Origin of the sequence: Streptomyces sp. NPDC021622, from assembly GCF_040640795.1 — a bacterium.
Lineage (GTDB): Bacteria > Actinomycetota > Actinomycetes > Streptomycetales > Streptomycetaceae > Streptomyces.
Genome location: NZ_JBFACK010000004.1, coordinates 48,780 through 62,987, shown reverse-complemented (window position 1 = coordinate 62,987; position 14,208 = coordinate 48,780). Strand labels below are relative to the sequence as shown.

The following is a 14,208-nucleotide window of genomic DNA, read 5'->3' as shown; positions in this document are numbered from 1 at the left end:
ACGTCCTTCAAGGCGGGCTGAGGGCGGCTCTGACCTGCACACTTCGCGCTAGGGGCGCGGCGGTGCGCAAGAAATCGGTCAAGCAGGGGGAGTCGTCGGCGCTGGTGCTGTCAGCTCGCCGGACACATGGCGCTGGACATGCGGCAGAGATCGACGTGACGTCGACTCACCAAGGCAATTCCAGTGCGATCCATGGCGGAAGCGTGTCACGGGACTTTAGACCCAGTCCACCAGTGTCCGTAATCTGGACACTCTCGTCCCGCCTGATGAGACACAGTGACGTGGGTCACTAAGGTGCCCGCCGGGGCGGTGACCGTCCTCGCGGTACTCGGGGCCGCGATCACGGGCGTACTCAAGGATGCCTTCTCGGGCGGCCTGAAGGCACTGCCCGGCAGGCTCCTCTTCACCTGCGGCGGCGAGCGGCGCTCCCTGCGGCGGTACTCCGCCGAGCTGCACCTCCGGCATCACGAGGCCGGTCGCCGCGCTGATCGGCCGAGCCGCCGTGGAGGGTGAGCTGACGGCCTGGGTGCGGCTGGACGTGCGGCTTGTGGCGGCTCTGCTGCTTGTCCGCGGCATTCCTCTTCCAGGGGGTCGGTCGACGCCGCCCCTCTGATCCGCCGGGCGTTCGTCGTGGAGGGAGCGATGTCGGCGGACCTGATGAACCTGCTCGATCGGCTCCCGGTGAGGGACAGCCTCCTGGCACTCGGGCTGAGGTGCCAGGACAAGTGGGTGCCCCCCCAAGGTGTGGGAGACCTCCGCCGAACCGCCGCGGGGCGCCGACTACGACTTCGACGTGAGCTGGCACTACCGGTTCGTCGTCGGCCTGCTCTTCGCCGTCTCGGCAGTGGCGGGAGTCTGCGCGGTGCTCGCGGCCCTGGGCATGGATCCGTGGGGGCCTCCGTGTCTGGGCTGGGCCGCTCTGGGCGCACTCGTCTTCGGCTGGTTCGTCCTGTGGTTCAACGACGGGCTCTTGGATCCGGAGAACTTCGCTTATGCGACGGTCCCCTTCGCCCTCAGCTTCGACTGGGGGAGACCCACGGACTTCGAGGAACTGGTGCTGCTGGTCAGCGGTCTCGTGCTGGCGCCCGCCGCGGTCGCGGTGTGCGGGGCGATCGTGACGGCCGGAGCCGCGGCATGGCTGCACGGCATGGTCAAAGACGCCAGGGCCAGGCGGGCCAAGGACATGGCCGGTCAGGTGGCCCGCCTGATCGTCACCGGACTGCGGAGCGGCGAACCCTCGCCCGCCTGAACACGCCCCGCGTCCCCGGCACCGGATTCAGGCCCCCGGCCAAGGCCCCGGCGCAGCCACATCCGGCTCCTGCTCCACCTTCGTGTCGAAAAGCTTGAACCCGCGCCGCAGATAGTTGTCCATCGCGTGCTCCCCGTCCTTGGAGCACGTGTGCAGCCACACCCGCTTCGTCGGCGTGAGCTCCGGCCAGCGCTCGGCCAGGTCCCAGGCGCGGCGGACGCCCTGCGAGAGGAGGTACCCGCCGATCCGGCGGCCCCGGAAGGCGGGGATCAGGCCGAAGTACACGATCTCGACGGCCCCGTCCTCCTGCGCCTCCAGCTCCACGTACCCCGCGGGTGTCCCCTTCTCGTACGCGACCCAGGTCTCGACGCCCGGCTTCGCGAGGTGCTCCTGCCACTGGGCGTAGGAGAGGGAGAGCCGGTCCGTCCAGCGGATGTCGCCGCCGACCGAGGCGTAGAGGAAGCGGCTGAACTCGGGGGAGGGGATCTCGGCCCGGACGATCCGTACGTCGTCGCCCTCGGGCGCCGCTGCGGGCAGCAGATCGGTGGGAGCGGTCTGCTCCAGGGACCACGTGGTGACAGTGATGCTCATGCGGGTCAGCGAATCATGAGCCGCGCACCCTGGCCAAAGGGGTCCGGGATGCGGGAAGATCCCGCAGCGCTCTGCCACCCCCCGCATTCTTCTACCTGGAGGATGTTCCATGGTCCGCCGCACACCCCGCGGCCTGCTCGCCGCGGCCACCGTCACCGTGGCCCTCGCGACGCTCGCCGCACCCGCTTCGGCCTCGGCCGACCCGCAGGCCCGCGTTTTCATGGTCAACCCCGTCCAGTCGTCCGGGGACCAGACCCTCGCCGACGCCAAGGACTCCGCGAGCGCCGTTCCCGAGAGCGCCTACGCCACCGCCGCCCTGCGCCATCTCGACGCGAGCGGCGGGCTCAACGGGAAGTGGGCGTACGTCAGATCCGACACCGGCGCCTCCGCCAAGGTCGCCGACGCCGGGACGTACGGCCGCCACGACGACCAGTTCGAGCAGGTCATGGCCTACTTCTGGGTCAATGAGTCACAGGAGTATCTGCAGAGTCTCGGCTTCGGGACCGAGCTGCCGGGTGCCAACGACCGCGCCCAGCCCGTCCGTATCAATCAGTGGGGTGCGGACAACTCCTACTTCACCGACAAGAAGGCCGAGATCCGCTTCGGCAAGGGCGGTGTCGACGACGCCGAGGACGCGGAGGTCGTCATCCACGAGTACGGGCACGCCGTGCATCACGCCCAGGTGCCCGGCTTCGGCACCTCCGTGGAGGCGGGGTCGATCGGCGAGGCCTGGGGCGACTATCTGGCGGTGTCGGTCGGCGCGTACGCGGACGCCAAGTACGGCTGGCCCGCGAAGGCGGACCTCGCCTGTGTCGCCGACTGGGACGCTGTCTCGTACTCGGACGCCCCGCACTGCCTGCGTCGCATCGACAGCGACAAGACGTACGCCGACCGCGAGGGCGAGGTGCACGCGGACGGTGAGATCTGGTCCCGCGCGCTCTTCGACATCCGCGGCGAGCTCGGTGCCCGCACCGCGGACCGGATCATCGTCAACGCCCAGTTCGGCTTCGCGCCCGACACCAGCTTCGAGGACGCGGCCGTGACGACGATCGCGACCGCACAGAAGATGTACGGCAACGGCGCGGCGGACGCGGTGCGCAAGGCGTTCCAGGCTCGGGAGATACCCGGCGTGTGAGTGAGTGAGTGCGTCGGGGCGGTTCGTTGCCGGGCTTCTGCCCGGTGGCGGACCGTGGCCGGCGCCTCGGGGCGCCGCCTTCAAGGCTTCCGGCGCGCCCTGCGCACCGCGGGGGCCGTCGAGTGCGGGAGCAGGTTCGCCGGGCGGTCGGGCAGCAGCACCTCGACATCCACGTCCTCCGGGAAGCGGTACGGGCGGTGGGCGAGCAGGCCGCCCAAGTAGCGGCGTACGCGGGACAGTTCGGCGCGGACCGTCACCGTGCGTGCCGGGTCGCCGAACATGTCCTCGGCCAGGTCCGACGCGCTGCGCCCCTTCGGGTGGGTGCTGAGGAGGTAGAGCAACTCGGCGTGGCGCGGGCTCAGTTCGTGGGTCCAACTGCCGACGCCGCCGCCCTCGACGGTGACCGACCAGCGGCGCGGACCGGTCACGTCGAGGACCACGCGGGTCGCGGCGAGCGGCCGTGGTTCCTCCTCGACGCGCAGCAGCCAGCCGCCGGGCAGCGGCTCCACCGCGCAGGTGCCGAGCGAGGGCAGCCAAGTGTGGCCCGCGGCAAGGGACTTGGGCAGGGAGATCCGGTCCATCGGCGGCATCCCCGTGACCGCGGCCGTCCAGCCGTCGCCGTCCACCGCGACGGCACGCCCGTCGAGCCGGGCGAGGACCGGCGCGGCCACCGTCCGCAGCCGGTCGAGCGTCGTCAGATGGTTCTCCCGCAGCCGTGCCTCGGCGAGCTTGGCCACCGAGTCGACCAGGGCGAGCGTCGCCGGATGCATCGTGTTGAGCGGGCCGCTGACATCCACGACGCCGATGAGCCGGCCGGAGCGGGGATCGGTGATGGGCGCGCCCGTGCACGTCCACGCGTGGTGGGTCTCCACGAAGTGCTCGGCGGAGAACACCTGCACGGGCCTGCGCACCACGAGCGGTGTGCCTATGCCGTTCGTGCCGACGATGCTCTCGCCCCAGTCGGCGCCCGGTTCGAAGCCGAGCGAGTCGGCCTGGCGCAGCACCGTGGAGTTTCCCTCGCGCCACAGGACCCGGCCGTCGGCGTCACAGACCACCATGATGTGGTGCGCCGCGTCCGCCACCGAGACGAGCGCGTTCCGCAGCAGCGGAAGGACCTCCACCAGGGGCGATGTGCGGCGTCGCTCCTCCAGCTCCTCGACGCTGAGCAGCCGGGACCTGAAGTCCCGGTCCGGATCGACCCCGTCGTTCAGCATGCGGCCCCAGGACTCACCGATCACCGGACGTGGCATCACGCGCGGCCGCTGCCCGGAGAGCGCCGCGTGGCGGACATTCGCGAGCAGCCGCGCGGCCTGCGTGCAGTCCATGGTGGAGATCCTCGCGAGATTGATCGTCGACGTCGCGGTCATCACTGAGTCCTTCCCGAACAGACCAGTGCGTCGGGGCCGTACTCAATCGTGCCCCTTCGACGCCCGCAAGGGTATTAGTTCGGTAATAAACAATTGAGTTGCAACCTCATGCAACCCTCGCGAACGGCCGTGCGGGAGTCGAAGCTTGGCCCAACGCCGTTCGCGCGGCGTTCACGCTCCTCAACGGGGCCTGAAAGCGGGGGTGGTGCCGTGTCGGCGCAGCACCACCCCCGTGCCCTCGGTCAGTCCTCGCGCGGGGCGGCACGCTCCACCACGGCGGCCAGATCGAGCGTGTGCGGCAGCGTCCCGAACGCCGCGCCCCAGTCCCCGCCGAGCCGCGAAGCGCAGAACGCGTCGGCCACCTCCGGGGGCGCGTACCGCACGAGCAGCGAGCCCTGCAGCACCGTCGCCATCCGCTCCACGAGCCGCCGCGCCCGCGCCTCGACGCCCTCCAGATCGGCCAGTTCGGTCAGCAGGCCCTTGATCGCGCCGTCCAGGCGGTAGTCGGCGCCGCGGGCCGAACCGACCTCCTGGAGAAAGGCGTTCAGTGCGAGCGGCTCCCGTTGCAGCGCCCGCAGCACATCCAGTGCCTGTACGTTCCCCGAGCCCTCCCAGATCGAGTTGAGCGGCGACTCGCGAAGGAGCCGCGGCATCCCCGACTCCTCGACGTAGCCGTTGCCGCCGAGGACTTCGAGCGCCTCCACCGCGTGCGGCGTGCACCGCTTCGTCACCCAGTACTTCGCGGCCGGCACCGCGATCCGCAGGAACGCCCGCTCCTGCTCGCTCCCGTCGTCGTACGCGGCCGCGAGCCGCAGCGCGAGCGTCGTGGCCGCCTCCGACTCCAGGGCCAGATCCGCGAGGACGTTGCGCATCAGCGGCTTGTCGACGAGCTTGCCGCCGAACGCCTCGCGGTACGTGGCGTGGTGCACGGCCTGCGCGACGGACTGCCGCATGATCGCCGCCGAGCCGACGACACAGTCGAGCCGCGTCGCCGCCACCATCTCGATGATGGTGCGCACCCCGCGCCCCTCCTCACCGACCCGGCGCGCCCAGGTCCCGTCGAACTCGACCTCGCTCGACGCGTTCGACCTATTCCCCAGCTTGTCCTTGAGCCGCTGAATGGCAAAGGCGTTACGCGTTCCGTCCGCGAGCACACGCGGTACGAGAAAACACGTGAGTCCCGCGTCGGTCTGCGCCAGCACGAGAAATCCGTCGGACATAGGGGCGGAACAGAACCACTTGTGCCCCGTCAGCTCATAGGTGCCTTCCTCGGCAAGGGCCCGCGCACGCGTCGTATTCGTCCGTACGTCGCTGCCGCCCTGTTTCTCCGTCATCCCCATGCCGAAGAGCACACCGGCCTTCTGGGATGCGGGCCGAAGACCTTTGTCGTACACCAGAGAAGTCAGCTTCGGCTCCCACTCGGCGGCGAGCGCCGGGTCGGTGCGCAGCGCGGGAACCGCCGCGTGCGTCATCGACACGGGGCAGCCGTGACCCGCCTCCACCTGCGACCACACCAGGAATCCGGCCGCGCGGCGCAGATGCCCGCCGGGTCGCACCCAGGCGGTGGTGAGGCCGGACGAGACGGCCTTTCCGAGGAGCCGGTGCCACGAGGGATGGAATGAGACTTCGTCGACGCGATGGCCGTATCGGTCATGGGTGTGCAGAACGGGCGGATTCTCATTGGCGAGGAACCCCCATTCCCGCGCCTGCGCGGAGCCCGCCGTGCGCCCGAGTTCGGAGAGTTGCTCCTGCGCGGTACTGAGCAGCGCGGGGTCGAGATGCCGTTCGATTCCCTCTACAAGTGCCCGGTCCGCCGTAAAGACGTCATATCCCACCAGGGGCGGAGCCTGGTTGGTCACGGTGTGGGTGGTGGCTGCCATGCCGCTACGGTAAGGAGGTGCACCAGGCAAAAGAAACACCCGGGCGGTCGTCGGGCCGCTGGACCCGGGCCCGCGCTCTCTACAGCAACGTCTCCAAGCGCAGGACCGCCTGGCTGCTGCTCAAAGACACGGTCAACTCGTGCGTGGAATACCGGATCCTGGGCCTGGCGGCCGAGGCGGCGTTCTTCACCCTCCTCTCCGTGCCGCCGCTGCTGCTCAGCCTGATCGGGCTGCTCGCGTACGTGGACCGCTGGACCGGTGCGAACACGATCGCCAGCGTGGAGAACAACATCCTGGAGGCGTCCCGCACGGTCCTGTCCGACAGGGGCGTCAGGCAGATCGCGCAGCCGATACTGGAGGACGTGATGCGGGTCGGCAGGCCCGATGTCATCTCCATCGGCTTTCTGTTCGCCCTGTGGTCGGGCTCGCGCGCGGTGAACGTCTTCATCGACACGATCACGGTCATGTACGGCCTCGACGGCGCGCGCGGCATCGTCAAGACCCGGCTGCTTGCCTTCGGGCTCTTCATCGTGGCGCTGCTGATCGGCTCGGTGGCGCTGCCGCTGATGGTGGCGGGGCCCGACGCGGTGGTCCAACTGGTGCCGGGCTCCACGACGGTGGTGCAGATCGTGTACTGGCCGGTGGTGATACTCCTGTCGATCATCTTCCTCACGACGCTGTACCACGTGTCCGTGCCGGTGCGCTCGCCCTGGGTGGAGGACATGCCGGGCGCGCTGATCGCCCTCGGCATGTGGGTCCTCGGCAGCTTCCTTCTCCGCATCTACCTGACCAGCACGGTCGAAGGCCCCACGATCTACGGCTCGTTGGCGGCGCCGGTGGCGGTGCTGCTGTGGATCGGCGTCTCGGCGTTCGCGGTGCTTGTGGGCGCCGCCGTGAACGCGGCGATCGACCGGGTGTGGCCGTCCGTCGCCACGGCGGCGGCGCGGGCCGCGAACGAGCGGATCCGGGAGGCGCGGGCGGCGGAGGTGGTGGCCCGCGCGGCGGCCGCGCGGGAGGCCTCCCAGGACCCGGACGACCCGGACATGCCGTCCGAGTTCCCCGAGCGCTGGTCGAAGTTCCTTCCGCCGGATGATGTGTCGTCGCGGCTGCGGACGCATGCGAAGCGGAACGGGGGCGAGGAGGAGCCGCCGCCGGAGTAGGGGTGGCTCGGCACTGGGGCTCCGCCCCAGACCCCCGCTACGCGGCGAATCTTTCCCGCCCACCCACCCGATTGCCCCGCAGCGGCCCGGTCTGCCCACCCGCCGTCGTCGGCTGCGCCGCCGTACCGCCGCTTCGCGGCGAAAGCTTTCCCGCCCGCCCACCCGAATCTCCGCAGTTGCCCGCCCACCCTTCAGCCCGTCCGGCGTTTGAGGACGAACTCGGCGGAGCCGGTGATCTGCGGTCACCTCGCGGCCGGCGGAGCCGGAAAGGATTCGGGTAGGGGTGGGGTTGGGGAAGAGTCACGCCTTCCAGATGCCCAGTTCCGCGTGCTCCCTGGCGAAATCCGCGAAGTCACGCGGGGCGCGCCCCAGAATCCGCTGCACCCCCTCGGAGAGGTGCGCATTGCGCCCATCCAGATTCGTCTCGAAGAGTTCGATCAGGAATTCCGCCTCCTCCGCCGGCACCCCGTACTCCGTGAGAGCACCCCCGTACTCCCGGGCGGAAACCGGCACGTACCGAATCTCCCGCCCCGCAGCCGCCGAAATCTCCGCCACCGCGTCCCGGAACGACAGCAAGCGTCCCCCGGACACCTCCACCACCTGCCCCGTGTAGCGGTCGTCCGCCGCGCCCAGCACCGCCACCACCACATCCGCGATGTCCCGCGTGTCGATGAACGGTTCGAGCACCTCCCCGGCAGGGAACACCAGCTCCCCGGCCCGCATCCCGTCGAGGAGCGGACCCTCGCTGAGGTTCTGGGCGAACCAGCTGGCCCGCACGACCGTCCACTGCGCGCCGGACTCCCGCACCGCCCGCTCGGCCGGCTCCGCCTGCTCCTCGCCCCGTGCCGAGAGCAGCACGATCCGGCGTACACCGAGCGCCACCGCCTGCCGGGCCAGCGCTCCCACCGCGTCGCCCGCGCCGGGCGCCCCCACGTCCGGCTGGTACGCGAGGTACGCCGCGTCGGCGCCCCGCAGCGCCTCCTCCCACGTCGTGGGGTCGTACCAGTCGAAGCGCACCGCGCCCGACCGCGAAGCGGCCCGCACCGTGAACCCGGCCGCCTCGGCGGCCTCCGCGACCCGGCGCCCGGTCTTGCCGGAAGCGCCCGTGACCAACACCGTCTTGTTCTGCGTGTCCAACTGCTGCGTGTTCAACGCGTTCTCTGTCATGACTTCAGTGAACTGCCGCGCGCCACAAGGAACCATCCGTCAGGGGCTCACCCCCATACGCGTGCGTCTACGCTTCCCGTATGGACGTACTCGCAGGCTTGCTGGAGGGCCCGCGCGCGCGGGGAGCCTTCATGATCCGGGCGTGCTTCGAACCGCCCTGGTCGGTCCGCATCGCGGACGAAGCGCCGCTCTCGGTAATGATCATGGTCCGTGGCAATGCCTGGATCGTGCCCGAGGACGGGGCCGCGCCCCAGCTGATCCGTCCCGGCGACGTCGCCATCGCCCGCGGCCCCGACCACTACACCTGCGCCGACGACCCGGCGACGCGACCGCTCGCCGAGATCCAGCCGGGCGAGCGCTGCGTGCCGCTGGGCGGCGCCCCGTTCGGGCAGTACAAGGATCTGGGTCTGCGGGCCTGGGGGCAGTCGCTCGACAGCCCCGTCGAGATGCTGATCGGGACCTATCAGGCGCGTGGCGAGATCACCGGACGGCTCCTCGACGCGCTGCCCCCGCTGCTCGTGCTGCCCACCGACGTGTGGGACTGCCCGCTCACCCCGCTGCTCGCCGACGAGATCGCCAAGGACGAGCCGGGCCAGGACGTCGTCCTCGACCGGCTGCTCGACCTGCTGATGATCGCCTCGCTGCGCGCCTGGTTCTCGCGGCCGGAGGCGGCGGCCCCCGCCTGGTACAAGGCGATGGGCGATCCGGTCGTGGGGCAGGCGATCCGGCTGCTCCAGGACGACCCGGCGCACCCTTGGACCATCGCCGCGCTCGCCGCGAAGGCGGGGGTCTCGCGCGCCGCGCTCGCCCGGCGGTTCACCGAGCTCGTGGGCGAGCCGCCGATGGCGTATCTGACGGGCTGGCGGCTCGCGCTCGCCGCCGATCTGCTGCGGGACGGCGAGCAGACGATCGCCGCGATCGCCCGCCGCGTCGGGTACGGCAGCGCGTTCGCCCTGTCCAGCGCCTTCAAGCGGGTGTACGGGGTCAGCCCCCAGGAACACCGGTCACGAGCGGCGTAGCGTGGCAGGCATGGTGTATTACGCCGAGCGGCCGTCCCGCGTGGCGGGTGCGGTGCTGTGGACCCGCACCGGCGCCGGCGACGCCCACAGCGTGCGGCCCGTCCTGCCCGACGGCTGCATGGACCTCCTCTGGTCCGGCGGCAGACTCCTGGTCGCGGGCCCTGACACCCGCGCGTACCACCCGGGCCCGGAGTCGGCCGCCGACCGTTACGTCGGCATCCGCTTCTACCCCGGCACCGCCCCCGCCTTCCTCGGCGTCCCCGCGCACGAACTACGCGACCGGCGCGTCGAGTTGACCGACCTGTGGCCGTCCGCCGAGGCGCGCAGGCTGACCGAGCGGATGGACGCGGCCCGGGACCCGGTGGTCGCCCTTGAGTCCCTCGCCCTGGAGCGCGCGGGCCGCGCGGAGCCGCCCGACCCGCTGATCACGTACGTCGTCAAGGCCCTTGAGGCGGGGCAGAGCATCGCGGCGACCGCCGCCGAGGCGGGCGTCAACACCCGCCTCCTGCACCGGCGTTCACTCGCCGCGTTCGGCTACGGCCCCAAGACCCTCGGCCGGGTGCTGCGACTGCAGCGCGCACTCGCCCTGGCCTGGGAAGGAATGCCGTACGCGCAGACCGCCGCCGTCGCCGGCTTCGCCGACCAGGCCCATCTGGCCCGCGACGTCAAGGAGTTGACGGGAATGCCGCTGGGCGAACTACTGCGCGGACGGTTGCGCGCCCGTTAAGGGGCGCGGGGAACTGCGCGACAAGCCCCCACCGGGCGCGCGGATCCATCACCGCGAACCCAGCGGAGCGAACAGGTCCACGCCATTGCCGTCCGGGTCCAGAACGGTGGCGTACCGCTGCCCCCACACCGCGTCGAACGGCTTGAGCTCACTGCGATATCCCGCCCCGGTCAGCTCCGCGTAGGCGGCGTCGACGCCCTCGGGTGTCTCGCAGTGGAAGGCGAGACCGATGCGGCTCGCGCCCTGCGGCGGCTCCCAGTCCTGGACGAACGAGCGGATGGTGTCCTCCGTGTCGAAGGCGATCCGCAGACCGCCCGGCAGTGCCGCCTCCACATGCGGTTGGCGGTCGGATCCGGCCGGGAAGTCGAGGCCGAGGCGGCGGTAGAATTCAAGGGCGGCGGCCATGTCCGAGACGACGAGGCCGACGAGATCGAAGCGGGGTGTGATGTTCGTGTTCATGCCTCGCAGCGTAGGCAGCGGCCCCGGCCCCGGTCTTGAAGGAAACGGACGCCGCGCCACTCCTTGCCGCCGCCCGCTCACGGTCGTACATGTGCAGAGAAGGCACGTACGGGCCGACACGGGAGATGACCGACATGTGCGCCATGCCCACGGCGACCGCACCCAGCAAGTACCCGCTCAGCCCCGTACGCCTGGAGGCCGATTACGCCCCCGCGCTGTCCCGCTGGCTCTGGCTGGTGAAGTGGCTGCTCGCGATACCGCACTACGTCGTGCTGCTCTTCCTCTGGATCGGGTTCTTGCTGGTCACCGTCGTCGCGTTCTTCGCGGTTCTGATCACCGGCGGCTATCCACGGGCGCTGTTCGACTTCAACGTCGGTGTGCTGCGCTGGAGTTGGCGCGTCGAGTACTACGCGTACGGATCGCTCGGCACCGACCGCTATCCGCCCTTCACGCTGCGGGACGTCCCCGACTATCCGGCCCACCTGGACATCGCGTACCCCGAGCACCTCTCCCGCGGTCTGGTCCTCGTCAAGAGCTGGCTGCTCGTCCTGCCCCAGCTCCTGGTGGCCGCGCTGATGTCGGGCGGCTACCGCTTCAACGGCGGGCTCGCCGGGCTCCTCGCCTTCTACGCCGGCGTCTCGCTGCTCTTCACGGGCCGCTACCCGAGGGGCATGTACGACCTCAACATCGGTCTGCACCGCTGGGTCGCGCGCGTCATGGCGTACGGCCTGCTGCTCACGGACGTGTATCCGCCGTACCGCCTCGATCAGGGGGAGCGGGAGCCCCTTGGCTGACTGTCCCGGTCCGCGAATCCTCGCTACGGTGGGAGCCATGGACTTGCCGAGCGACAACCGACTGGCGGCTGCCGTCGTGGCCCACCGAGGCCGTGTGCTGCTCGTGCGGCGCAGCGAGACGGAGCGTTTCCTGCCTCGGGTGTGGGGCGTTCCCTGCGGGAAGCTCGATCCGGACGAGAGTCCGGGCGCGGGTGTGCTGCGGGAGCTCAAGGAGGAGACCGGGCTGCTCGGCGAGGTGCTGCGCAAGGTCGGCGAGTCGTCCTTCGTCAGCCGCTATCGCGGGCACGAGGTGAAGAACTGGCAGGACAACTTCCTTGTCAGGCCGCTCACTTTCGACGTGTCCCTTCCGCTGCCCGATCAGGAGTACCGCTGGCTCGCGCCCGCCGACATCGGCACGGTCGAGATCGACGACTACAACCGGGACATCGTGGAGCAGGCGTTCAGCGCGACGGCGTTCAGCTCCTGGCGCTGAGCCCTCCTACCGGCTGATCAGGGCCGCCAGCGACTCCAGTTCCGCCAGATACTCCTTGACCTCCATCGGCCGTTTGGCGACCGCCTCCGCGCGGCCGCCCGCGTCGGCCTCCGCCTCGGCCTCGGCGAACACGTCCGTGTAGGTACGCCGCCCCGACCCGGTCTCCAGGAACAGCGTCACCGTCGTCTCCGGCGCAGCGCACCACGCCCGGTGCAGCGCGTACGACGGAAGGCTGTAGCCGCTGCCCGCCGCGTACTCGGCGTTCTGCGTGAGCCGCAGCCGCGCGGGGCCGGCCGGTTCCAGGAGCCAGTGGCCCTCCTCGTCCGACAGGGACTCGCGGTACCAGGACGCCGCGAGCCCGCCGCCGCCCGCGTCCTCCACCGGCTCGTACAGCTCCATGCCGAGGGTGCCCCGCACCACGTAAGAGGCAAGCGGGGAACGGTGGTTGTGGATGTCCTCGCGGCCCGTCGCGCGGGTGCCCGGATGCCAGATGTGGGCACGCAGCATGTGCCGGGGACCGCCGTCGACCAAGAGCAGCTTGTCGAAGCCGAGCACATGGCGGTACGAGAGGAGCGCGCACCCCGCGGGGTCGCCGACGCCCGTCGCCAGCTCGCGCACCAGGGCCGGGAGCCGCTCGGGTGCGCCGAGCCGGGCGACGACCGTGCGTGCCGCCCGCACCAGGTCCTCCTCGGGCAGCCCCTCCAGGGTCCCTTCGAGCAGCCGCCGGGCCCCGTGCACATGCCGACCACCCATGCGGTCACCCTCCCCCTGGTCGCGAGCGCGCCGGGGGATCACCTACCCGGCTGATACATCCATACGGCATGTGCCCGCAGCGCCGAAAGGCCTTGATAGGTCATCCACATCGGGCGGCCGAGATCGAACCCGTCCCAGTTCCAGATCCCGTCGTCCTGCTGCCGCCACACCGCGCCCACCGCACCGGAGAGCAGCGAACGCCATGCCTCCTCGCGGCCCTCGTCCGCGGCGATCTCCCAGGCGTCCGGCGTGAGCAGCGCCCGCACCATCCAGGCGGCGGTGAAGTGCCGTACGGCGAGGACCTCTTGGCGCCAGGAGTCGACGGGGTGCGGGCGGCGCACCTCCTCCTGGGTGTTGCGCAGGTCGGCGCAGTCCTCGTGGTCCGGCGTCGGGCAGGCGAGCAGCCAGCGGATGCCGTCCTCGCGGGCGGCCCGTGTGTTGCTGTCCTCGCCGAGCACCCGTGCCGCGCGGTCGAGCGCGACCACCGCCTGGGCGGTGTGCACGGAGGACGGGCGCGTGACGGGGGCGCGCAGGGCCGGGCCCCAGCAGCGCCGGTGCTCGCGGTCGGGGTCGGTGATCGTCCGGTCGACCAGCTCGGCCCGCAGCCGCGCCGGGGCGGGCGAGTCCGGCGCCGCCCGCAGCAGGCCGCGCAGCATCGTCGTCACGACATGGGTCCTGCCGAGCCCCGAGGGCTCCAGCTCCTCGGTGAAGCGCGCCGCGCACTGCGTCGCCTCCGCCGCGAGCCGCACCGGGTCCGCGCCCGCCCGCGCGAGCGCACCGAGCACAAGCGCGGTCACCTCGGGGCGCGGTGTGGAGCCCTGTGAGCGGGCCGCCCAGCCGCCGTCCGCGAGGCGCAGCCGCCACAGGGTCTCCACCAGCTCGGACGTGCGCAACCGGCCGTCGGGCAGGCCGAGTTCGAGCGCGATGTGCAGGCCGTACGCGGTGCCGGTCGGCGTGGGCCGCACCGGCAGGGTCGGCTCGTCGAGCGCGTGCGCCCAGCCGGTGAGGCGGCCGCGCTCCGGGTCGTCGAAGTCGGCGAGCTCGGCGGTGAGCGTCCTGTGGGTGGCCGCCATCAGGTGCGGCAGCGGTCCGGGGGCGGGCGCGACGGCGGCGGGAGTACGGGGTTCAGGGACGCGGATGGTGGTGTCCGCCCCGGCCCTGGCCCGGATCAGCGCCGCCGCGAGCCAGGCGGCGACGCCCGTCCCGATGCCGCTGACCGCCGCGATGCCATAGCGGGCCGTGTCGCCGGATATCGCCTCCGGCAACACGCCCACCAGGGACTGGAACACCGCGTACCCCGCGGCCGCGCAGCCGAAGCCGCCCAGCCAGCCCACGAAGCGGCTGGGGCGGGAGTCGTCCGGCGGGGGAGGAGGTGTGGCCGGTGGCCGCAACGGGCCGCGGCCCAGCCGCGGTTGTGACAAGGGGTGCTCCCTCC

General features: G+C 71.3%; 16 protein-coding genes. 8 read left to right on the top strand and 8 right to left on the bottom strand.

Annotation, left to right across the window (positions count from 1 at the left end; all coding sequences use genetic code 11):
* Positions 1-110: 110 nt before the first annotated feature.
* Complete coding sequence (locus tag AB0G47_RS10715) at positions 111-194, bottom strand: putative leader peptide (RefSeq protein WP_323178717.1); 84 nt, start codon at positions 192-194, stop codon at positions 111-113.
* Positions 195-276: 82 nt separating this feature from the next.
* Here AB0G47_RS10715 and AB0G47_RS10710 point away from each other — a divergent pair, with 82 nt between their 5' ends.
* On the top strand, positions 277-513 hold the full coding sequence (locus tag AB0G47_RS10710; RefSeq protein WP_360766775.1) for a hypothetical protein: 237 nt from the start codon (positions 277-279) through the stop codon (positions 511-513).
* A gap of 229 nt (positions 514-742) precedes the next feature.
* Positions 743-1,249: a hypothetical protein gene (locus AB0G47_RS10705; protein WP_360766773.1), complete on the top strand. Its 507-nt coding sequence runs from the start codon at positions 743-745 to the stop codon at positions 1,247-1,249.
* A gap of 27 nt (positions 1,250-1,276) precedes the next feature.
* On the opposite strand, the gene AB0G47_RS10700 is transcribed toward AB0G47_RS10705, so the two are convergent.
* Positions 1,277-1,840, bottom strand: a complete 564-nt coding sequence (locus AB0G47_RS10700) for a GNAT family N-acetyltransferase (protein ID WP_360766771.1) — start codon at positions 1,838-1,840, stop codon at positions 1,277-1,279.
* Between the two features lie 109 nt (positions 1,841-1,949).
* Here AB0G47_RS10700 and AB0G47_RS10695 point away from each other — a divergent pair, with 109 nt between their 5' ends.
* Positions 1,950-2,975 (top strand): M36 family metallopeptidase, encoded by a 1,026-nt coding sequence (locus AB0G47_RS10695; protein ID WP_360766768.1) that lies wholly within the window; start codon positions 1,950-1,952, stop codon positions 2,973-2,975.
* Between the two features lie 80 nt (positions 2,976-3,055).
* Here the strand turns inward: AB0G47_RS10695 and AB0G47_RS10690 are convergent, their stop codons facing one another.
* Positions 3,056-4,342: a GAF domain-containing protein gene (locus AB0G47_RS10690; RefSeq protein WP_360766765.1), complete on the bottom strand. Its 1,287-nt coding sequence runs from the start codon at positions 4,340-4,342 to the stop codon at positions 3,056-3,058.
* A gap of 242 nt (positions 4,343-4,584) precedes the next feature.
* Complete coding sequence (locus tag AB0G47_RS10685) at positions 4,585-6,222, bottom strand: acyl-CoA dehydrogenase family protein (RefSeq protein ID WP_360766762.1); 1,638 nt, start codon at positions 6,220-6,222, stop codon at positions 4,585-4,587.
* Positions 6,223-6,239: 17 nt separating this feature from the next.
* Between AB0G47_RS10685 and AB0G47_RS10680 the strand changes: the two genes are divergently transcribed.
* Positions 6,240-7,382: a YihY/virulence factor BrkB family protein gene (locus tag AB0G47_RS10680; RefSeq protein ID WP_360766759.1), complete on the top strand. Its 1,143-nt coding sequence runs from the start codon at positions 6,240-6,242 to the stop codon at positions 7,380-7,382.
* A gap of 300 nt (positions 7,383-7,682) precedes the next feature.
* Here the strand turns inward: AB0G47_RS10680 and AB0G47_RS10675 are convergent, their stop codons facing one another.
* Positions 7,683-8,549 carry an NAD(P)H-binding protein gene (locus AB0G47_RS10675; protein WP_360766756.1) on the bottom strand — a complete coding sequence of 289 codons (867 nt, stop codon included), beginning with the start codon at positions 8,547-8,549 and terminating at the stop codon, positions 7,683-7,685.
* 80 nt (positions 8,550-8,629) lie between these two features.
* Here AB0G47_RS10675 and AB0G47_RS10670 point away from each other — a divergent pair, with 80 nt between their 5' ends.
* Both AB0G47_RS10670 and AB0G47_RS10665 read left to right on the top strand, forming a co-directional pair.
* Positions 8,630-9,568, top strand: coding sequence for an AraC family transcriptional regulator (locus AB0G47_RS10670; RefSeq protein ID WP_360766753.1), 939 nt, complete (start codon positions 8,630-8,632; stop codon positions 9,566-9,568).
* A 10-nt stretch (positions 9,569-9,578) separates the two neighbouring features.
* Entirely contained in the window at positions 9,579-10,295 is a 717-nt protein-coding gene (locus AB0G47_RS10665) for a helix-turn-helix domain-containing protein (RefSeq protein ID WP_360766750.1), read from the top strand.
* Between the two features lie 48 nt (positions 10,296-10,343).
* On the opposite strand, the gene AB0G47_RS10660 is transcribed toward AB0G47_RS10665, so the two are convergent.
* The gene (locus AB0G47_RS10660) at positions 10,344-10,742 is read right to left on the bottom strand and encodes a VOC family protein (RefSeq protein ID WP_360766883.1); all 399 of its coding nucleotides are present in this window, start codon (positions 10,740-10,742) and stop codon (positions 10,344-10,346) included.
* A gap of 146 nt (positions 10,743-10,888) precedes the next feature.
* On the opposite strand from AB0G47_RS10660, the gene AB0G47_RS10655 reads away from it, so the two are divergent.
* Together AB0G47_RS10655 and AB0G47_RS10650 are read left to right on the top strand one after the other, a co-directional pair.
* Positions 10,889-11,548: a DUF4389 domain-containing protein gene (locus tag AB0G47_RS10655; protein WP_360766747.1), complete on the top strand. Its 660-nt coding sequence runs from the start codon at positions 10,889-10,891 to the stop codon at positions 11,546-11,548.
* Positions 11,549-11,585: 37 nt separating this feature from the next.
* The gene (locus AB0G47_RS10650) at positions 11,586-12,020 is read left to right on the top strand and encodes an NUDIX hydrolase (protein WP_360766744.1); all 435 of its coding nucleotides are present in this window, start codon (positions 11,586-11,588) and stop codon (positions 12,018-12,020) included.
* Between the two features lie 6 nt (positions 12,021-12,026).
* Here AB0G47_RS10650 and AB0G47_RS10645 read toward each other — a convergent pair whose 3' ends face one another.
* Complete coding sequence (locus AB0G47_RS10645; RefSeq protein WP_360766741.1) at positions 12,027-12,773, bottom strand: hypothetical protein; 747 nt, start codon at positions 12,771-12,773, stop codon at positions 12,027-12,029.
* A 38-nt stretch (positions 12,774-12,811) separates the two neighbouring features.
* The gene (locus AB0G47_RS10640) at positions 12,812-14,194 is read right to left on the bottom strand and encodes a hypothetical protein (RefSeq protein WP_360766738.1); all 1,383 of its coding nucleotides are present in this window, start codon (positions 14,192-14,194) and stop codon (positions 12,812-12,814) included.
* Positions 14,195-14,208 lie beyond the last annotated feature (14 nt).

Bases quoted from the DNA above. Each gene is read 5' to 3' on its own strand.
- AB0G47_RS10715 (WP_323178717.1), bottom strand. From the start codon at position 194: ATGGATCGCACTGGAATTGCCTTGGTGAGTCGACGTCACGTCGATCTC.
- AB0G47_RS10675 (WP_360766756.1), bottom strand. From the start codon at position 8,549: ATGACAGAGAACGCGTTGAACACGCAGCAGTTGGACACGCAGAACAAG.
- AB0G47_RS10665 (WP_360766750.1), top strand. From the start codon at position 9,579: ATGGTGTATTACGCCGAGCGGCCGTCCCGCGTGGCGGGTGCGGTGCTG.
- AB0G47_RS10690 (WP_360766765.1), bottom strand. From the start codon at position 4,342: ATGACCGCGACGTCGACGATCAATCTCGCGAGGATCTCCACCATGGAC.
- AB0G47_RS10700 (WP_360766771.1), bottom strand. From the start codon at position 1,840: ATGAGCATCACTGTCACCACGTGGTCCCTGGAGCAGACCGCTCCCACC.
- AB0G47_RS10695 (WP_360766768.1), top strand. From the start codon at position 1,950: ATGGTCCGCCGCACACCCCGCGGCCTGCTCGCCGCGGCCACCGTCACC.
- AB0G47_RS10685 (WP_360766762.1), bottom strand. From the start codon at position 6,222: ATGGCAGCCACCACCCACACCGTGACCAACCAGGCTCCGCCCCTGGTG.
- AB0G47_RS10655 (WP_360766747.1), top strand. From the start codon at position 10,889: ATGTGCGCCATGCCCACGGCGACCGCACCCAGCAAGTACCCGCTCAGC.
- AB0G47_RS10670 (WP_360766753.1), top strand. From the start codon at position 8,630: ATGGACGTACTCGCAGGCTTGCTGGAGGGCCCGCGCGCGCGGGGAGCC.
- AB0G47_RS10650 (WP_360766744.1), top strand. From the start codon at position 11,586: ATGGACTTGCCGAGCGACAACCGACTGGCGGCTGCCGTCGTGGCCCAC.
- AB0G47_RS10645 (WP_360766741.1), bottom strand. From the start codon at position 12,773: ATGGGTGGTCGGCATGTGCACGGGGCCCGGCGGCTGCTCGAAGGGACC.